General features: G+C 38.6%; 22 protein-coding genes and 2 tRNA genes. 20 read left to right on the plus strand and 4 right to left on the minus strand.

The features are described 5' to 3' along the window. Positions 1–22: 22 nt before the first annotated feature. Positions 23–1,033 (minus strand): serine hydrolase, encoded by a 1,011-nt coding sequence (locus H3R29_RS01675; RefSeq protein ID WP_122025951.1) that lies wholly within the window; start codon positions 1,031–1,033, stop codon positions 23–25. Positions 1,034–1,231: 198 nt separating this feature from the next. Here H3R29_RS01675 and H3R29_RS01680 point away from each other — a divergent pair. Both H3R29_RS01680 and H3R29_RS01685 read left to right on the plus strand, forming a co-directional pair. Next, a tRNA-Glu gene (locus tag H3R29_RS01680) sits at positions 1,232–1,303 on the plus strand. Positions 1,304–1,311: 8 nt separating this feature from the next. Continuing rightward, positions 1,312–1,383, plus strand: a tRNA-Gln gene (locus H3R29_RS01685). A 200-nt stretch (positions 1,384–1,583) separates the two neighbouring features. Here H3R29_RS01685 and H3R29_RS01690 read toward each other — a convergent pair. Next, complete coding sequence (locus H3R29_RS01690) at positions 1,584–1,832, minus strand: hypothetical protein (protein ID WP_198202383.1); 249 nt, start codon at positions 1,830–1,832, stop codon at positions 1,584–1,586. Between the two features lie 102 nt (positions 1,833–1,934). Beyond that, positions 1,935–3,287, minus strand: coding sequence for a Mur ligase family protein (locus H3R29_RS01695; RefSeq protein WP_198202384.1), 1,353 nt, complete (start codon positions 3,285–3,287; stop codon positions 1,935–1,937). 145 nt (positions 3,288–3,432) lie between these two features. On the opposite strand from H3R29_RS01695, the gene H3R29_RS01700 reads away from it, so the two are divergent. From H3R29_RS01700 to H3R29_RS01785, 18 genes are all read left to right on the plus strand, one after another. Then, positions 3,433–4,032, plus strand: a complete 600-nt coding sequence (locus tag H3R29_RS01700; protein ID WP_046324704.1) for a thymidine kinase — start codon at positions 3,433–3,435, stop codon at positions 4,030–4,032. A gap of 17 nt (positions 4,033–4,049) precedes the next feature. Beyond that, complete coding sequence (gene prfA / locus H3R29_RS01705; RefSeq protein WP_110445990.1) at positions 4,050–5,138, plus strand: peptide chain release factor 1; 1,089 nt, start codon at positions 4,050–4,052, stop codon at positions 5,136–5,138. After that, positions 5,131–5,979, plus strand: a complete 849-nt coding sequence (gene prmC, locus H3R29_RS01710; RefSeq protein WP_046324706.1) for a peptide chain release factor N(5)-glutamine methyltransferase — start codon at positions 5,131–5,133, stop codon at positions 5,977–5,979. The genes prfA and prmC overlap by 8 nt, the downstream gene beginning before the upstream one ends. Then, positions 5,979–6,983: an L-threonylcarbamoyladenylate synthase gene (locus H3R29_RS01715; protein ID WP_198202385.1), complete on the plus strand. Its 1,005-nt coding sequence runs from the start codon at positions 5,979–5,981 to the stop codon at positions 6,981–6,983. The genes prmC and H3R29_RS01715 overlap by 1 nt, the downstream gene beginning before the upstream one ends. 85 nt (positions 6,984–7,068) lie before the next feature. Further along, positions 7,069–7,698, plus strand: a complete 630-nt coding sequence (gene upp / locus H3R29_RS01720) for a uracil phosphoribosyltransferase (RefSeq protein ID WP_110445993.1) — start codon at positions 7,069–7,071, stop codon at positions 7,696–7,698. A 117-nt stretch (positions 7,699–7,815) separates the two neighbouring features. Then, positions 7,816–8,529 (plus strand): F0F1 ATP synthase subunit A, encoded by a 714-nt coding sequence (atpB, locus tag H3R29_RS01725; protein ID WP_046324709.1) that lies wholly within the window; start codon positions 7,816–7,818, stop codon positions 8,527–8,529. Positions 8,530–8,547: 18 nt separating this feature from the next. After that, complete coding sequence (gene atpE, locus H3R29_RS01730) at positions 8,548–8,772, plus strand: F0F1 ATP synthase subunit C (RefSeq protein WP_034981200.1); 225 nt, start codon at positions 8,548–8,550, stop codon at positions 8,770–8,772. Between the two features lie 45 nt (positions 8,773–8,817). Then, entirely contained in the window at positions 8,818–9,330 is a 513-nt protein-coding gene (atpF, locus tag H3R29_RS01735; RefSeq protein WP_110445994.1) for a F0F1 ATP synthase subunit B, read from the plus strand. Continuing rightward, positions 9,330–9,878 (plus strand): ATP synthase F1 subunit delta, encoded by a 549-nt coding sequence (gene atpH, locus H3R29_RS01740; RefSeq protein ID WP_110445995.1) that lies wholly within the window; start codon positions 9,330–9,332, stop codon positions 9,876–9,878. Before atpF ends, atpH begins: the two co-directional genes overlap by 1 nt. A 14-nt stretch (positions 9,879–9,892) precedes the next feature. Next, positions 9,893–11,404 (plus strand): F0F1 ATP synthase subunit alpha, encoded by a 1,512-nt coding sequence (gene atpA, locus H3R29_RS01745; protein WP_046324712.1) that lies wholly within the window; start codon positions 9,893–9,895, stop codon positions 11,402–11,404. An 11-nt stretch (positions 11,405–11,415) separates the two neighbouring features. Continuing rightward, positions 11,416–12,378, plus strand: coding sequence for a F0F1 ATP synthase subunit gamma (locus tag H3R29_RS01750; protein ID WP_122025962.1), 963 nt, complete (start codon positions 11,416–11,418; stop codon positions 12,376–12,378). Positions 12,379–12,400: 22 nt separating this feature from the next. Further along, positions 12,401–13,840, plus strand: coding sequence for a F0F1 ATP synthase subunit beta (atpD, locus tag H3R29_RS01755; RefSeq protein ID WP_046324714.1), 1,440 nt, complete (start codon positions 12,401–12,403; stop codon positions 13,838–13,840). An 11-nt stretch (positions 13,841–13,851) separates the two neighbouring features. Continuing rightward, positions 13,852–14,289, plus strand: coding sequence for a F0F1 ATP synthase subunit epsilon (locus H3R29_RS01760; RefSeq protein ID WP_046324715.1), 438 nt, complete (start codon positions 13,852–13,854; stop codon positions 14,287–14,289). A 74-nt stretch (positions 14,290–14,363) separates the two neighbouring features. Next, entirely contained in the window at positions 14,364–14,594 is a 231-nt protein-coding gene (locus H3R29_RS01765) for a DUF1146 family protein (RefSeq protein WP_034981184.1), read from the plus strand. Between the two features lie 81 nt (positions 14,595–14,675). Next, the gene (locus tag H3R29_RS01770; RefSeq protein ID WP_046324716.1) at positions 14,676–15,665 is read left to right on the plus strand and encodes a rod shape-determining protein; all 990 of its coding nucleotides are present in this window, start codon (positions 14,676–14,678) and stop codon (positions 15,663–15,665) included. 16 nt (positions 15,666–15,681) lie between these two features. Beyond that, on the plus strand, positions 15,682–15,975 hold the full coding sequence (yidD, locus tag H3R29_RS01775; protein WP_198202386.1) for a membrane protein insertion efficiency factor YidD: 294 nt from the start codon (positions 15,682–15,684) through the stop codon (positions 15,973–15,975). Positions 15,976–15,983: 8 nt separating this feature from the next. Next, a complete protein-coding gene (locus tag H3R29_RS01780) occupies positions 15,984–16,211 on the plus strand; it encodes a DUF2969 domain-containing protein (RefSeq protein ID WP_110445998.1) in 228 nt (75 codons plus the stop codon). A 17-nt stretch (positions 16,212–16,228) separates the two neighbouring features. Next, positions 16,229–17,422: an FtsW/RodA/SpoVE family cell cycle protein gene (locus tag H3R29_RS01785; RefSeq protein WP_198202387.1), complete on the plus strand. Its 1,194-nt coding sequence runs from the start codon at positions 16,229–16,231 to the stop codon at positions 17,420–17,422. Positions 17,423–17,466: 44 nt separating this feature from the next. Here the strand turns inward: H3R29_RS01785 and H3R29_RS01790 are convergent, their stop codons facing one another. Then, positions 17,467–17,922 carry a universal stress protein gene (locus H3R29_RS01790; RefSeq protein WP_046324721.1) on the minus strand — a complete coding sequence of 152 codons (456 nt, stop codon included), beginning with the start codon at positions 17,920–17,922 and terminating at the stop codon, positions 17,467–17,469. Positions 17,923–17,950: the final 28 nt, after the last annotated feature.

Consider the following 17,950-nt stretch of genomic DNA (forward strand, 5'->3'; position numbering starts at 1 on the left):
GCTTCTATATGAAGCTGCTTTTTTAATGGTCGTTTTCTTTTAAAAAGCTTTGAATGATTCTTTCTCTCATTGTTAAGAAGACTTGATTATGGCCAGTAGGGTGTATGCGATTGGTCAAAAGAATTAAGCCAGATTTTTTAACTCTATCGAGAAGCATCAGAACTCCAGTAAATCCCGTATGAAGAATTAAGGGATAGTGCAACTCTGGATCAAAGCGTAGATCCCAACCCCATGAACGAGGCTTTAAGCCTTGGGGATTTTTATTTTCGAATAGCTTTGCGACTAAGTTTTGACTATAAGGCAATATACTTTTATCCAAGCCCAAGTACCCCTTACTTAATTTAACCAAATCGTTCATAGAAGAGAACAGACCGGCTGAGCCACAATCACTTCCTAATTGGCGTGCTTTGGGATCATGAGGAATTCCTTGTAAAACTCTTCCTTGATAAACTGCAGTGGGAACACATAAGTCTTTTTCGGGAGTAAAAGTCGTATTTTTGAGTCCAGCGGGCTCAATTATTATGTTCTGACCAACTTCTTGAACTGGTTTACCAAATATTTTTTTGATAACTAAACCTAAAAGAATAAAATTGGTATCTGCGTAACGCATTTTATGTTCAAATTCTTCTGTTACAGGCAAGTGGATGATAGCATCGATTAATTCCTCGCGAGATAATTGATCCCTATTTTTTATCCAGCCCCTTATTCCACTAGTGTGAGTTAGCAAATGAAAAAGACGTACGCGTTCATCTTTAAATTCAGGAATAAAGTCATGCAGTGGTTCAGTAAAATTGAGCTGTCCATTTTGATATAATTTAAGCAAAATATTTTCAGTGATAATCACTTTGGTCAGACTGGCTAAATCATAAATGGCAAACGGACTCAGTTGCGTCACCTTGGGGTAAGTACTCGCAAAGCCAACGGTTGAAGTAAAAACCTGTTCATCTTTAATAAAAGCATAATTCACACCCGGTACAATGCGCTCCGTGACCATTGATTCGATTAAGTTCTGGGTGTTTGAGTAGTCAATCATAAAAACTATCCTTTAGTAAAAGTATCTTACTCTATTATATACAATTCTCAAATTAATTTTGAGAATTTGTGGCTACTGGTAGTCAACTGAAAATGATGATGCGTTTGCCAAAAAAATAGTTCGATAATTTTTACCGCTAAAGCGTGAAAACTACTTGACATTGCGTGTATCTTCAAGCATAATAATTACTGTTGATTTTGCCCGCTGGTCAAATGGTTAAGACGCCACCCTCTCAAGGTGGAGTTACGAGTTCAATTCTCGTGCGGGTGATTTAACACTGGGATATAGCCAAATGGTAAGGCACAGGTTTCTGGTTCCTGCATGTTTCGGTTCGAGCCCGGATATCCCAATAAAAATAGCTCAACAACTGGGTTTATGAGAGTTGAAAAACTAATTTGCCCATCAGAGTTAATGAAAAACTAGTTTTTATTAATTAAGATTAAATACACAATTTTTAAATTTTTGGGGGGTTGTGTATTTTTTGTTTCTAAAATATTATCAATTAGCTTTGAATGGAGACAATAGAAAGTTTTCTACTTATAAGATAAGTTTATTTTTCTTTACTTGAAATTTTTATTTTACACATACACCCGTCTAATGACCCTCTCCTTAAACGCAATTGAATAGCCTGTATAGGTCGGTCAAGAATAGCTGTACCATGACGATTAATGAGAGCCAAGAGATAATTAATAGTAGACGGATTAACCTGATAGCGGCGACTCAATTCAGTGGTTCCAACCTGATAGTTTTGCCAAAGATTGAAGATTTCAATTTTGTCTTGCTTAGATAAGTTAGCCATAATAATACCCCCAAATTTGTCCTAAATTTGAGGGTCATATCAACGAAGCATTTTGCGGGCTTTTAATTGCCATATTCAAAACAATAATTATTTGACTATTTTTTACATCCCTGCCTTAATCATCTTTTTCTCAGCCATAGTTTTACGTAAAGAGAGCATAGCAGTATAGGTAGATAAAATATAAACTTTTTTAGTTGGCAAATTAGCAATATTGGCGATTACTTCTTCATTATCGGTGCAGGTAACCATTTTACCGGGATCAAAGCCGGCAACTTCCAGTCGAAAGCCCATGTCGTGCCAGCGCTCGCCGCCAACCAAAATTTTTTTAATTTGATCGTGATTTAAGTCTTCAAATTGACCATCCCAAATCCAGGAAGTGTCGATGCCGTCAGCGTGGTTAGCGTTAAGCAATGTAACTAAGGAATAATCATCTTTTTCCGTGTTAAGCATGTGCAGCACTTCATCTAGACCAACCGGATTTTTAACTAAAATCAAATCAATTTCTTTTCCTTCATATTTAATTAATTCTTGTCTGCCAAAAATGCGCTTGTTTTTAGCAAAAGCCTGAGCAATTTCTTCTTCACTGAGGTCAAAATAGCGCGCCACTGAATAGGCAGCTAGAGCATTATAAATATTGTAAGTGCCGCCAATGTTGATAGTATAGTTTTTACTGCCCATTTGAAACTCAAGGTTATTCGGCGTCTGCTCAGTAATCTTGTTAACAAAATAAGTTAATTCAGGTCTGCGATAGTTGCAGTTGGGGCAGAAAAAATCTCCCAGATTGGCGTAAATCCTTTCATGATAATGTAAGATATGATCACAATCAGGACATAAGATGCCGTCAGTATTAACTGGAGCCTTGGTATCATTTTGCGGATTATCATTTGGCAGTTTAAAGCCATAAAAAATTTTAGGATTAGGCAAGTCGACTGAAGAAAAGATACTGGCGTCACCATTGGCTATAATAGTAGCTTCAGGAGCTAATTTAATACCATCCACAATTTTTTCGTAAGTAGTGTAGATTTCCCCGTAGCGATCCATTTGGTCGCGAAAGATGTTGGTAAGAACAAACACACTAGGATGAAGCAATTCCGTCACCATTTTGACATTAGCTTCGTCAACTTCTAACACCGCAATTGGTCTGGCCGCTTTTTTCTTTTTATGGGCTAAAAAAGCCGTCACAATTCCTTGTTGCATATTGGAACCTGATGGATTGGTTAAGACGTCACCGTATTTTTCTCTTAATGCCGCCACAATCAATGCGGTAGTCATGGTTTTACCGTTTGTTCCTGTAACAATGACCGTTTCATAGCCGTCAGCCAGTGTCTTTAAAATCTCCGGATCAAGATTCATTGCCAGTTTGCCGGGAAAACTAGTGCCACCTTTTAAAACGTTATGTAAAAACCAGTAGCTTGATTTACCCGCGCTTTTTGCTATTACAGATTTAAAACTCATATTTTTCCCTCGCTTTAAAATCATTATCAACTATAGCATAGCCATAAACCGAAAACGAGTTTTTATAACCATTTAACTACACATATTTTATTTTTACATTATACTAGATAAGTTAGATGAATTTAAATGAAACAAAGGAGCAAAAATGGCACAATTATTTTTTGAGTACGGTACGATGAGCAGCGGCAAAACTTTAGAAATACTGAAGGATGCTCATAACTATGAGGCTCAGGGGCGCAAGATTGCTTTGTTAACCAGTAAAATTGATAATCGTAGTGGTGTAGGCACTGTGGCTTCAAGAATTGGGCTCCACCGAAAGGCAGTTCCGATCGACCATGATTTTGATATTTTTGCTTATATAAAAAAGTTGAACGAACAGGAAAAGGCACAAGGTGATGGCGCAATCGCCTGTGTTTTTGTCGATGAAGCCCAGTTTTTGGAACGTCATCATGTGGTAGAATGTGCCAAAATTGTTGATGATTTATGCATTCCTGTCATGACTTTCGGCTTAAAAAACGACTTTCAAAATAATTTATTTGAAGGAACCAAGAATTTGTTGATTTTTGCTGATAAAATAAAAGAGATCAAAACAATTTGCCACTACTGCGGTAGAAAGGCTACAATGAATCAACGGATACACAATGGTAAACCAGTTTACGAGGGTGAACAGGTTCAAATAGGTGGGGATGAAAGTTATTACCCGGTTTGTCGGTTTCATTATTTTCATCCGCATCAAACAAGATAGGAAGGGATTAGAACAACATGGATAAAATTATGGCACAGCTTGAAAGTCTTGTTGCTCATTATGACGAATTACAGGAAATGATGGCTGACCCGGAAGTTATCAATGATACCAAAAGGTACATGGAAGTTTCTAAGGAAGAAGCAGATTTACGCGATGTAGTTGAAAAATATCGCAAATATAAGGCTGATAAAAAAGAAATTTCAGACAATAAGGATATTATTGCAAACGAGAGTGATTCAGATTTGGTTGAGATGGCCAAAGATGAAAATAACGAGTTAGAGCAGGATATTGCTAAACTTGAAGATGAAATCAAAATATTAATGTTGCCCAAAGACCCTAATGATGATAAAGACATTATTATGGAAATTAGAGGAGCAGCTGGTGGTGATGAAGCTTCCTTGTTTGCCGGAGACTTGCTCAGAATGTATGAAAAATACGCTGAAAGACAAAACTGGCAGGTTTCTATCGTCGACAGTGAGCCAACTGAAGTAGGTGGTTATAAACGAGTTGCCATTATGATCACTGGCAACAAGGTTTATTCAAAACTTAAATATGAAAACGGAGCGCACCGCGTGCAACGCGTTCCTGTAACTGAATCTCAAGGCCGTGTTCATACCTCAACTGCTACAGTGGCAGTCATGCCTGAATATGAGCAAGTTGACCTTGATTTGGATCCCAAAGACATTAGAGTTGATGTTTATCGCTCAAGTGGTGCGGGCGGTCAGCATATTAACAAAACTTCCAGTGCTGTGCGCATGACTCACTTACCTACTGGTATTGTAGTGGCAATGCAAGATCAGCGTAGTCAACAGCAAAACCGGGAAAAAGCCATGCAAATTTTGAAATCACGTGTTTACGATTACTATGAAAGTCAAAACCGTGATAAGTATGATGCTAAGAGAAAAAATGCTGTTGGTACAGGTGACAGGTCTGAGCGCATCAGAACTTATAATTACCCGCAAAACCGGGTAACTGACCATCGTATCGGTTTGACTCTTAATAAGCTTGACCGGGTAATGAATGGAGAACTTGATGAAATTATTGATGCTTTGATTTTATATAATCAAACAAAGCAACTAGAGGAGCTGGCCGAACAGAATGTCTAAAATTGACACTTTAAAAAGTTTGAGAATTTGGGCTGCTGAAACTGCACCAGAACAAAGACCAGAAGATATCGCTTTTTTGCTAGCTGAAAGACTGCAGCTGAGTCCTAGTGAGTTTCAATTAAAACAGGACATGGAATTATCACCAGACCAAATTAAGCAAGCACAAAAGGATGTGCGCAAGCTGGCTAAAGGGATATCGCCTCAGTATATTTTGGGTTACTCCTGGTTTTTTGGTTATAAAATTTTAGTGCAGCGCGGAGTTTTAATTCCCCGTTTTGAAACTGAAGAGTTAGTGGAATGGGCTTTAGCAAATCTGACCAGTGGTGATAAAGTGCTTGATTTAGGAACAGGCTCCGGCTGCATTACAGTAGCTCTAGCTAAAGAAGCTGCTAAAAAGCAGATTACCGATCTTGATTTATATGCTTCTGACGTCACTGATGCTGCACTAAGAACTAGCGAAGAAAATTTTTTGATTCATAAAGTTGATGTTACCGTTCGAAAAGCAAACATTTTAATTGGTCTTGAAAAGTTCGATAAAATCATTTCTAATCCTCCCTATATAAAGGAAACTGAAAAAGATGTGATGGACCAAAACGTATTGCAAAATGAACCCCAGGAGGCACTTTTTGGTGGAAAAAATGGTATAGAATTTTACCAGAAGTTTGTCAAACAAGTGCGTGATCACTTAAACAGCAGAGGAGAGTTTTTCTTGGAATTTGGCTTCAGTGAGAAAGAGCAGCTGGTTGATTTATTTGGACGGGAGCTGCCGGATTTTACCATTGAATTCAAAAATGATTTAGCTGGAAAGCCACGCATGGTTAAAGGAAAGTGGAATAAATAATGGAAACTAAAATTTTTTCACAAGATCAAATAGATGATGCAGTAAAATTACTCGCTCAAGGTGAATTGGTTGCTTTTCCGACAGAAACAGTCTATGGCTTGGGTGCCATTGCCACAAATGAAAAAGCTGTAAAAAATGTTTATAAGGCTAAGGGACGTCCTAGTGACAATCCGTTAATTGTGACCGTTTCTGATGCTCAAATGATGTCTCATTATGCTAAAGAAGTGCCAGAGCGTGCTCAAAAGTTAATTAAAAAATTTTGGCCAGGTCCTTTAACCCTTTTGCTTTATGTTAAACCTCACAGTCTGCCTAAAGCTGTAACTGGTGGTCTTGATACTGTGGCTTTTCGCTGTCCTAATGATGACTTAACTCATCAGTTGATCAGTAAATTGGGTTACCCAATTGTTGGACCTTCCGCCAACACTTCGACTAAGCCCAGTCCAACGACAGCTGCGCATGTCTATCATGATTTAAAGGGAAAAATTGCGGGAATTATTGATGGTGGACCTACAGAAGTTGGATTGGAATCAACGATTATTGACTTGTCTGTAGCTACGCCCATTGTTTTACGTCCTGGTGCAGTTACTCCCGCAGAGTTAAGTCAGGTTTTGGGTGAAAAAGTTTTAATTAACAGTGGTAAAGTTGCTGATAAAGATGTTCCGAAAGCTCCGGGAATGAAATACCGTCATTATGCTCCGAGTGCACCCGTAGTCGTGGTTGATGATCCAGAAGACTTTGCAAACATTGATTTAACAAGTGCAACAGGAGTAATGGCATTAACAGATGTGCTTGAAAAAATTAAGCTGCCGGCCGCAAATAAATTTAATTTAGGTAAAAACTTGTTAGAGGCCGACCATAATTTATTTGGTGGTTTACGTTACTTCGATGATAAACCAGAGATCAAACAAATTTTTGTGCAGGGATTTAGTGGCAGCGAGAATACTCTGGCATATATGAACAGGCTTAATAAAGCTGCCGCTGGTCATCATTATGTCAAAGAGTAAAAATTTTAGTAGCAAGGGACTTTAAACCCTCTGCTTTTTTTATTAAAATACACGTAAATGTAATTATGTTTATAGGAGGAAAAAGATGGGCAAATTTACGGTTTTGAATCATCCGTTAATTCAACACAAGTTAACAATTATCAGGCGTAAGGAGACAAGTTCTAACGAGTTTCGGAGAATAGTTGGTGAAATCGGGGGACTGATGACTTACGAGATTACCAGAGATTTGCCGCTGAAAGATGTTGAAATTGAAACACCAATTGGCAAGACAACCCAAAAAGAGATTGCCGGCAAGAAATTGACTATTGTGCCAATTTTACGTGCTGGTATCGGTATGCTTAATGGTGTTATGGAAATGATTCCGTCAGCCAAGGTAGGAGTAATTGGTATGTATCGGGATGAAGAAACTCTTATGCCTCACGAATATTTCTGCAAAATGCCTAAAGACGTTGCAGAGCGTGAATGTCTTGTGGTTGACCCAATGCTTGCCACTGGCGGTTCTGCTAATATGGCAATTGGTGCGCTTAAAAAGCGGGGCGTTAAAGTGATTAAGCTGGCTGTTCTTGTAGCCGCTCCTGAGGGTGTCAAAGCTATTCAAGAAGAGAATCCGGATGTCGATATTTATACTGCCGCCGAAGATGAAAAATTGTTGCCAAACGGCTATATTACACCTGGTTTAGGAGATGCAGGCGATAGATTATTTGGTACCAAATAATCTTTTTTATGTAAATTAATTGCAAAATACGCTTACATTTTTCACAAAATTATTGAATGGTGTTAATATTGTATGAGTGTTCGATAATTTGGGCACGAGAAGGGAGGTCACGAAGAATTGGAGCAATCATTTGTTTTTAAATTTCTGGGTTTGACATTTGATCTTTCTGGGATCATTGGCTCAACTTTAATGGCAGCTGTCGTATTATTTGTCTGCATCTGGTTATCAAGAAAAGTTGAGATGAAACCAAATAAAAAGCAAAATATCATGGAATATTTGATTGACTTTACTGATGGAATTGTTAAAGACAATGTCAGTGATGTTGATGCACGAAAGCACCTTTCGCTTTATGCTTTTGTCCTTTTTATTTACATTTGGTTTATGAACCAGTTGGGCCTCTTCTTAGAGGTTAAGGCGGGAGACAACATTTTTGTAAAATCTCCCACAGCAGATCCGGTAACGACAATGTCGTTTGCAATGATGACCTTGCTTCTTTCATTCACATTCGGTATGCAGAAATTCGGTACTGGTGGCTACTGGCGTAATTATGCCGAACCTGTTAGTTTTCTTTTCCCGATCAATATGATTGAAGAAATTACTAACTTTTTGACATTATCTTTGCGTTTATATGGTAATATCTACGCTGGCGAAGTGTTATTAACTTTAATAGGTAATAGCTTTGCTCCTAGCTTTGGTGTTATCACTTTGGTGTTAGCAGCACCGCTTGCTATGATCTGGCAAGGATTCTCTGTCTTCATTGGCTCTATCCAGGCATATGTTTTCGTAACTTTATCCATGGTTTATGTTGGGAAAAAAGTTACAAAAGAATAATTTATTGGAGGTTTAAATATGTCACAAGCTTTTAAATATATCTCAGCAGCGATTGTAGCTGGTATTGCTGCATTGGCAGCTTCTTGGGGTAATGGTAAAGTTATCACTAAGACAGTTGAGAGCATGGCTCGTCAACCTGAAAGTGCTGGTAACTTAAGATCAACAATGTTTATCGGTGTTGGTCTGATTGAAGCCGTTCCTATTTTGGCGATTGTTGTTGCTTTCCTGATTCTCTTCGTTTAATTTTTTTATTTAAAACAATTTAGATAAAAGAGAGAAGGGCAGTAAATGACATTTCAAATTTTATTTGCAGCCTCGGCAGGTCATATTTATCTGGGTAATACTATCTGGTATTTAATTGTTTTCGCAATTTTACTTATTTTGGTTAAACATTATGCATGGGGACCTGTTTCCGACATGATGGAAAAAAGACGCCAAAAGGTAATCAATGATCTTGATTCAGCTGCAGACAATCGCAAAAAGGCCGAAGTTTTGGCTAATGAGCGTGAAGCTGCCTTGAAGAACTCAAGACAAGAAGCAACGCAAATTCTTACTGATGCAAAAGCGAATGCTGAAAAAACCAGCACCCAGATTGTTGCAGAAGCTAATGATAATGCGGCTTCGATTCATGAGAAGGCAAAGGCCGATGCTGCTCAGGCTAAAGCGGATGCCTTAGATGAAGCTCGTGCACAAGTTGCAGATATTTCTGTCACGATTGCAGAAAAAGTAATTGAGAAGAACTTATCTGCTGATGACCAAAAAGATTTGGTTGATCAATTTATTAAGGGGCTGAATAAATAATGGCCTTAAGTAAAGCGGAGATTGCTGCACGTTTTGGTACTGCACTATTTGATTATGCCGAAGATATGTCTGCTTTGGATACTGTTCATGCAGATATGCAGGAACTAGCTGAGGCTATTTCCAATTATCCGCAAATTTTGAGAATTTTTAGCGACCCAATTTTTAATAGTGCCGAAAAAGCGAAATCGCTTTCTGTGATTGAGCAAGGTCTGTCAGAAGAAGTTCAGAATTTTTTGAACCTGTTACTGGATTATGACCATTTTATGGAATTGCCGGACATTATAAACTGTTTCAATGATTTGTATAATAAAAATCAAAAAATTGAAACGGGAGTTGCTGTTTCAGCAGTAGCGCTTGATCAAAGACAATTGCAGGAATTAGGTACTAGTTACGCTCGAAAATTTAATTTGCGAAAAGTCATTCTCACTAATGAGGTTGATCAAAGTATTATTGGTGGCGTGATTCTAAAAGTTGGTGATTGCGTAATCGATGGGTCAGTCAAGAACAAACTGAATAAGATTCGTGCGCAGTTAATTAATAAAAATTAAAAGAGGTGAAACCATTGAGCATAAAAGCAGAAGAGATTAGCTCTTTAATCAAGCAGCAGCTTGAACACTATGATGATAAACTCGACATTAATGAAGTTGGAGTTGTAACATACATAGGTGATGGTATCGCCCGGGCTCACGGATTGAACAATGTTTTGGCCAACGAACTATTGGAATTTGACAATGGTTCTTATGGTATTGCACAAAACCTTGAATCAAATGATGTTGGTATCATTATTCTAGGCAATTTTGATGATATTCGTGAAGGTGACCAAGTCAAAAGAACCGGTGAGATTATGCGTGTGCCGGTTGGTGATGCACTAATTGGTCGCGTGGTAAACCCATTGGGGCAGCCAGTTGATGGACTTGGCGAAATAAAAACGTCAAAGACTCGTCCAATCGAGGCTTCGGCACCGGGTGTTATGGAACGCCAGTCAGTTAATCAACCGCTGCAAACTGGTATCAAAGCTATTGATGCCTTAGTGCCAATCGGTCGCGGTCAGCGTGAGTTAATTATTGGTGACCGTAAGACTGGAAAAACTAGTTTGGCAATTGATACTATTTTGAGCCAAAAGGGACAAGACGTAATTTGCATTTATGTCTTTATTGGTCAGAAGGAATCAACTGTCAGAGCACAAGTAGAAACTTTAAAGCGTTTTGGCGCAATGGACTATACAATTGTTGTCGAAGCTGGTCCAAGTGAACCCGCACCAATGCTGTATATAGCGCCATATGCCGGAACGGCAATGGGTGAAGAATTCATGTATAACGGCAAAGATGTTTTGGTAGTCTTTGATGATCTATCAAAGCAAGCTGTTGCTTATCGTGAACTTTCTTTACTTCTCCGTCGTCCGCCTGGTCGTGAAGCATATCCTGGTGATGTCTTCTATTTGCATTCACGTTTACTTGAACGTAGTGCGAAGTTGAGTGATAAACTTGGTGGCGGTTCAATGACGGCCATTCCATTTATTCAAACTGAAGCGGGAGATATTTCAGCTTATATTCCAACTAACGTGATTTCAATTACTGATGGACAAATTTTCTTGCAAAGCGACTTGTTCTTTGCAGGAACCCGTCCTGCCATTGATGCCGGTAACTCAGTTTCCCGTGTTGGTGGTAGTGCCCAGATTAAGGCAATGAAAAAAGTTGCTGGTACGCTTCGTACCGACCTGGCAGCTTACCATGAACTTGAAAGTTTTGCTCAATTTGGTAGTGATCTGGATCAAGCAACTCAAGCAAAGTTAAATCGTGGACGCAGGGTTGTTGAAGTGTTAAAGCAGCCACTTCATACACCAATTCCAGTTGAAAAACAGGTTATTATTCTTTATGCCTTAACTCATGGTTATCTTGATTCCGTTCCAGTTGATGATATTGCCAGATTTGAAAAAGAATTATATGACAATTTCGATACTAATCATGCAGATTTGCTAGAGCACATTCGTAAGACTGGTGAATTGCCGGATGAGAAGAAATTACAAGAAGCAATTTCTAAATTTGCGGATAGTTTTTCACCAAGTAATAAATAGGAGGTAGTTATATGCCTGCATCTTTACTTGCGTTGAAGAAGAAAATAGCTTCGGTTAAGCAAACTGGTAAAATTACTGAGGCCATGAGAATGGTTTCGGCATCAAAGTTAAACCAAACTGAAAAGCGGGATAAGGGTTACACGATCTACAATGATCACGTACGGCAAACTTTATCACGCTTGATGAGTGCTGAAGTCGTCAGCCATTTGCGTAAGGCACATGTTGCAATTGATGAAGACAGCATTAGCAAAATCGATTATGAAAATGTCTTTGGTTTGGGTGTTGTTTCCGATATGGTTCAAGCACGCAAAAAGGTCAATTCCACTGGTTATTTGGTTATTACCGGTGACCGTGGTCTTGTTGGTTCTTATAATAGTGCTGTCATCAAAAACATGATGGGATTGTTTGAGGATTCGAAGGCTGAACACAAAGATATTAAGGTTTTGGCTGTTGGCTCAGTCGGTGCTGATTTCTTTAAGAAAAACAAGCTGAACGTTGTTTATGAAAATGACAGTATTAGTGACGTACCTACTTTTGATGAAGTTTTACCAATTGTTTCAACTGCAATCAAAATGTATTTGAACGGAGTTTATGATGAATTATATGTATGTTATACTCACCACATCAACTCACTTTCATCTGCATTTCGGGTTGAAAAAATGTTGCCAATCGTTGATATTGATATTGGTGTCAAAGAAGCTAAAGCCCATCAAGATTTGGAATACGATATCGAACCTGATGTTAATGCTGTTTTAACCACACTAATTCCCCAATATGCCCGTTCTACTATTTACGGTGCTATTCTGGATGCCAAAACTGCTGAACATGCCAGTTCAATGACTGCCATGCAGAGTGCTACGGACAACGTTGACGATTTGGTTTCGAGTTTAACTACTAAATTAAACCGTGCAAGACAAGCAGAAATCACTACTGAAATTACTGAAATTGTCAGTGGTGCTAACGCTTTGAAATAATTAAGAAAAGGAGGTAGATGTTTTGAGTGAAGGTGAAGTTGTTCAAGTAATCGGCCCAGTTGTCGATGTCAAATTCCCGCTTGACAAAAATCTGCCTGATATTGACAATGCTTTGCGCGTCGTTAAGTCGGACGATGAATCTGTTGTTCTCGAAGTTACACTAGAGCTTGGCGATGGTGTTTTAAGAACAATTGCGATGGAATCTACCAATGGTCTTAGACGCGGAATGAAGGTTGAAGACACAGGTGGCCCTATTTCAGTACCGGTTGGTAATGATACTTTAGGACGTGTTTTTAATGTTTTAGGTGAGCCTATTGACAACGGCCCTAAATTTGCAAAAGATCATGCTCGTGACAGTATTCATAAGAATGCTCCTAAATATGATGAATTAACAACGAGTCAGGAAATTCTTGAAACCGGTATTAAGGTAATTGATTTACTTGAACCTTATGTCCGTGGAGGAAAAGTCGGCCTGTTTGGTGGTGCCGGTGTTGGTAAAACCACTATTATTCAGGAACTTATCCATAATATCGCCCAAGAGCATGGTGGTATTTCAGTCTTTACTGGTGTTGGTGAAAGAACACGTGAAGGTAATGACCTTTACTTTGAGATGAAAGCATCTGGAGTTTTAAGCAAAACTGCCATGGTCTTTGGTCAAATGAACGAGCCGCCTGGTGCCAGAATGCGGGTAGCACTGACAGGATTAACGCTGGCAGAGTACTTTAGAGATGTTGAAGGCCAAGACGTTTTGCTCTTTATCGACAACATTTTCAGATTTACTCAAGCTGGTTCGGAAGTTTCAGCTTTGCTGGGACGCATGCCCAGTGCCGTTGGTTATCAGCCAACCTTGGCAACAGAAATGGGCCAATTGCAGGAAAGAATTACTTCTACCAAGAAGGGTTCTATTACCTCAATTCAAGCGGTCTATGTTCCTGCTGATGACTATACTGACCCGGCTCCAGCTACTACTTTTGCTCACCTTGATGCTACTACCAATTTGGAACGTAGTTTAGTTGAGCAAGGTATATACCCGGCTGTTGACCCGCTGCAATCTACTTCTAGTGCATTGGACCCTGAAATTGTTGGCCAAGAGCACTATGAAGTCGCAACTGGCGTCCAGCATATTTTGCAAAGATATCATGAATTGCAAGACATCATTTCTGTTTTGGGAATGGATGAATTATCTGACGAGGAAAAGGTGATAGTTAGCCGTGCTCGTAAAGTTCAATTCTTCTTATCGCAAAACTTCTTTGTGGCTGAACAGTTTACTGGTGTGCCTGGTTCTTATGTTCCAATTAAAGAAACTATTAAGGGCTTTAAGATGATTTTAGATGGTCATTTAGATGATCTTCCAGAAGATGCATTCCGTAGTGTAGGCCCAATTGAAGATGTTTTGAAAAAAGCAAAGCAAATGGGCGTAACTCCGAGTGATCCTGAAGCTAAAGCATTATTAGAAAAGTAAGGTGATGTCAAATGGCAGATCCAGAAAAACTTTTTATGGTAAATGTTGTAACTCCAGATGGTCTAATATTTTCTCATCATTCTAGTATTGTTGAAATGCGTGCAATTGATGGTCAACGTTCAGTGATGTATAATCACTTACCGATTTTGACTCCGCTAGCAATAGGTGAGATTAAAGTTAAAAGAAGTCGGGAAATGAACAATATTGTCAACCATATTGCTGTTAGTGGCGGCTATTTTGAATTTTCAAATAATGTGGCTACCATTATTGCTGACAGCGCTGAGCGGGCAAATAATATTGATGTTTCCCGGGCTAAAGCAGCTAGAGAACGTGCTCAAAATGCACTGAAAAAGGCTCAGGCTGCCCATGATCAACGATCACTTGAGCGGGCACAGGTTGCACTTAGAAGAGCCGTTAACCGAATAAGTGTTTACAATTCAGTTAAATAGATTTAAAGTTTTAAGCGGATGCACTGCTTTTGTGTGTCCGCTTTTATTGTAACTTAGGAAAAGTGGAAAAGAATATGTTTCAACTTGGCGTTCATGCTTTAATTAGTATAGTAATTTATTTAATTACGATTGGTTTGTCCTTTCAGATTATGAAAAGTGTTCGCATTGAAAAGATAATTCGTAAAAACAGGATATTTGAAGCACAACTGCTACTTATCTTTGCTGCAATTGCTTTAGGCTTTCTAGTGGGTAATTTCTTTATTACATTAATTGATACTTCATTGCAGTTAAGTAATTTCTTTTAAGACTTGGTAAAGCGGATAAAGTCGCCGACAAACTTAAAATCTTTATGGTAAAATATACATTGAATATGATGGAGGATTATCGTGGCACGAGATATAGGAATAGATTTAGGAACAGCAAATGTGCTCATTAATGTTTCTGGTAAAGGAATTGTCTTAAATGAGCCTTCTGTTGTTGCTGTCAATACAAGTACAAATAAAGTAGTAGCAGTTGGTACAGAAGCCTACAAGATGGTAGGAAGGACTCCGGGGAACATCCGTGTAATCCGTCCTTTAAAAAATGGTGTTATCGCTGATTTTGATATCACAGAAGCAATGCTGTCTTACTTTATTGAAAAATTAAACGTTAAAGGCTTTATGTCTAAGCCAAATATTTTAATTTGTGCTCCTACTGGAGTAACATCAATTGAACAGAAGGCAATCATTCAGGCTGCGGAAAAATCGGGTGGTGGCAAAGTTTACCTTGATTTTGAGCCTAAAGTTGCTGCTGTAGGTGCAGGGCTTGATATTTTCAAACCTCAAGGCAACATCGTAATCGATATTGGTGGTGGTACTACTGATATTGCCGTTTTATCAATGGGTGAAATTGTTACAAGTCAATCATTGCGTTATGCTGGGGATCATATGAATCAAGCTGTTGTTTCTTACATTAAGAACAAACATAACTTGCTAATTGGCTCACGCACTGCGGAACAGATTAAAATCGAAATTGGTAGTGCTTTTGAACCTGATAAGAACGAAACTATCACTGTTCGCGGTCGCGATGTGGTTGACGGTCTGCCAAAACAGGCTACTGTTACTGCGCCTGAAATTCAAGAAGCTCTTCATGATGGCTTGATGACTATTATTGCTGCTACTAAAGAGGTTTTGGAAAAGACCCCACCGGAGCTTTCTGCAGATATTATTGACCGTGGAATTATGCTGACAGGTGGTGGAGCATTGCTTAAGAATATTGATAAGCTAATTTCTTATTACCTTAAGGTACCAGTATTAACGGCCGATCATCCACTTGAAGCTGTGGCACTTGGGACGGGAATTTTGCTTAAGAATATTGAAAAACATCAGCGTCACTAATCTTGGGAGGCTAAATTTGCGTAAAATTTTGATTTATTTGGTTAAAATCTACCAGAAGTTTATTTCTCCTGCTTTACCAAAATCATGCCGTTATTATCCAACATGTTCGACCTATATGGTTGACGCATTGACCAAATTTGGTACTCTTTTAGGACTTATTATGGGAATATCACGTATATTACGCTGCAATCCTTTTGTGCGTGGTGGTGTTGATCCGGTACCAGATAAATTTACAATTTTTCGTAATCCTCATCCAGAACGATATGAAGATGAGATTATTGCAAAGAAATTCCATCCTAATACGAAATAGGAGTATTTATGTCAAAAAAACCAGAAAATATTAATGTGGAAATTAATGAAATTAAGGGTAAGCAAAACCCCACCTGGGAAGTAGTAATTCCCCAGAAAAAATCTATTGGCGTGATTGAAAAAATTGCTGGCCGTTATCGGGCTACAACCGGCAAAACCAACAGCGTCTTGTATGCAAAAAGTTTGGAAAGCAGTATTAATGATTTGCTTTCATACTTCGCTTTGCATGAAAAATAATAGGTTGTGATTAATTAATGGTCAAAGTACAAAATAAAACCAATCTGTTTGATCGAATTGCCTGGAATATTGTTGTCCCTGTGCTCATATTGGCAGCTGTGGGCCTTTATTCCATTTATTTTGCCGCAATTGATGATCCCAGTCATATGGGAAGTCCAGTTAGGGCAGTGGCAATGCAAGGATTATGGTATGTTATCTCGATTGCCGCAGTTGCTTTTGTAATCCAATTTGATGCTGAACAGCTCTACCGCATTGCACCTTATGTATATGGTCTGGGGATAGTGCTTTTAATTGCGGTTTTGTTCTTTTATAATCGCAGTATAGCTGCAGATGCTGGTGCCAAAAGCTGGTTTAAGCTGGGGCCAATTTCTTTTCAGCCATCAGAAGTCATGAAACCTGCTTTTATATTGATGCTGGCCCGGGTTGTGCGTGAGCATAACAATAAATTTGCTCACACAATTAAAAACGACTGGATTTTAATTGGTAAAATGCTGGCTTGGCTTCTACCGATTGCTGTGCTTTTAAAACTGCAAAATGACTTTGGTACGATGCTGGTCTTCATTGCAATTGTTGGTGGCGTAGTGCTAGTATCTGGTATTTCGTGGAAAATAATTGCGCCAATGTTTGTCGCTGTCTTTGTGCTGGGGGTCGTAGTTATTTATATGGTTACCACACCAAGTGGTCAATCATTTCTAAGTCATTTCTTTCAGCCTTATCAATTTAGACGTATTATGTCATGGCTGAATCCATCTAATGACACTTCAAAAGCTGCGTATCAATTGTGGCAAAGTATGCAAGCGATTGGTTCTGGGCAAATATTCGGCAACGGCTTTGGTAAACTAAGTGTTTATGTGCCGGTCCGAGGCTCCGACATGGTTTATTCAGTGATAGGAGAATCATTTGGCTTCATTGGAAGTGTAGCAATCATTTTGCTTTACTTATACTTGATAGTGCAAATGGTACGGATTACTTTTGATACCAAAAACGCATTTTATTCTTACGTTTCTACTGGCGTTATCATGATGATACTCTTCCATGTATTTGAAAATATTGGTATGAGTATTGATCTGCTACCTCTGACCGGTATCCCGTTGCCTTTTATTTCTCAAGGTGGATCAGCCTTAATTGGTAATATGATTGGTATTGGTATGATTTTGTCCATGAAATTTCATAATAAAGATTATATGTTCAGTCAAGCAGGAGATTTCTAATTTATCTATACATAAAAAGAGCATTTCAAATGAAATGCTCTTTTTTAATTACTCAAATTTTCGTTAGAACGACAAACTAGCACGTCACAATCTGCAGTTCTAGTAACATATTCGGTAACACTGCCGATTAATATGCGTTCAACAGCGTTGAGACCTGTAGCTCCTAATACGATTAAATCAATCTGGTGCTTTTTAGGGAATTGGTGGGCGATAATTGCTTTAGGAGCCCCAAATTCAATTGAATAGTGAACCTCACTTACTCCAGCTTCTGTAGCCTGTTGATAGTAATTTTGCAATTTTTCTTTAGCATCGTTTGATACTTGTTCAACCATTTCTGAATCAAAGCTAGAAACATTTTGGAAGGATCTGGTGTCAATGACATGTAAAATTTCCAAAGCAGCTTCATTTCGCTTAGCCGCAGCGACAGCTTTTTTAAAAGCTAAATCAGCTTCTTTTGAACCATCAACTGCGACTTGAATACGGTGATATTGTTTCATCATTTAAAACACCTCTCTTACCATTATTTTA

It is taken from the genome of Lactobacillus sp. M0393 (assembly GCF_016102025.1).
GTDB classification, from domain to species: domain Bacteria; phylum Bacillota; class Bacilli; order Lactobacillales; family Lactobacillaceae; genus Lactobacillus; species Lactobacillus melliventris.

Coding starts and splice junctions, on each gene's coding strand:
- prfA (WP_110445990.1), top strand. CDS start 4,050: ATGGATAAAATTATGGCACAGCTTGAAAGTCTTGTTGCTCATTATGAC.
- atpH (WP_110445995.1), top strand. CDS start 9,330: ATGGCCTTAAGTAAAGCGGAGATTGCTGCACGTTTTGGTACTGCACTA.
- H3R29_RS01760 (WP_046324715.1), top strand. CDS start 13,852: ATGGCAGATCCAGAAAAACTTTTTATGGTAAATGTTGTAACTCCAGAT.
- upp (WP_110445993.1), top strand. CDS start 7,069: ATGGGCAAATTTACGGTTTTGAATCATCCGTTAATTCAACACAAGTTA.
- H3R29_RS01790 (WP_046324721.1), bottom strand. CDS start 17,922: ATGATGAAACAATATCACCGTATTCAAGTCGCAGTTGATGGTTCAAAA.
- H3R29_RS01675 (WP_122025951.1), bottom strand. CDS start 1,033: ATGATTGACTACTCAAACACCCAGAACTTAATCGAATCAATGGTCACG.
- H3R29_RS01715 (WP_198202385.1), top strand. CDS start 5,979: ATGGAAACTAAAATTTTTTCACAAGATCAAATAGATGATGCAGTAAAA.
- H3R29_RS01785 (WP_198202387.1), top strand. CDS start 16,229: ATGGTCAAAGTACAAAATAAAACCAATCTGTTTGATCGAATTGCCTGG.
- H3R29_RS01690 (WP_198202383.1), bottom strand. CDS start 1,832: ATGGCTAACTTATCTAAGCAAGACAAAATTGAAATCTTCAATCTTTGG.
- prmC (WP_046324706.1), top strand. CDS start 5,131: ATGTCTAAAATTGACACTTTAAAAAGTTTGAGAATTTGGGCTGCTGAA.
- H3R29_RS01695 (WP_198202384.1), bottom strand. CDS start 3,287: ATGAGTTTTAAATCTGTAATAGCAAAAAGCGCGGGTAAATCAAGCTAC.
- H3R29_RS01765 (WP_034981184.1), top strand. CDS start 14,364: ATGTTTCAACTTGGCGTTCATGCTTTAATTAGTATAGTAATTTATTTA.
- H3R29_RS01750 (WP_122025962.1), top strand. CDS start 11,416: ATGCCTGCATCTTTACTTGCGTTGAAGAAGAAAATAGCTTCGGTTAAG.
- atpF (WP_110445994.1), top strand. CDS start 8,818: ATGACATTTCAAATTTTATTTGCAGCCTCGGCAGGTCATATTTATCTG.
- atpE (WP_034981200.1), top strand. CDS start 8,548: ATGTCACAAGCTTTTAAATATATCTCAGCAGCGATTGTAGCTGGTATT.
- H3R29_RS01780 (WP_110445998.1), top strand. CDS start 15,984: ATGTCAAAAAAACCAGAAAATATTAATGTGGAAATTAATGAAATTAAG.
- H3R29_RS01700 (WP_046324704.1), top strand. CDS start 3,433: ATGGCACAATTATTTTTTGAGTACGGTACGATGAGCAGCGGCAAAACT.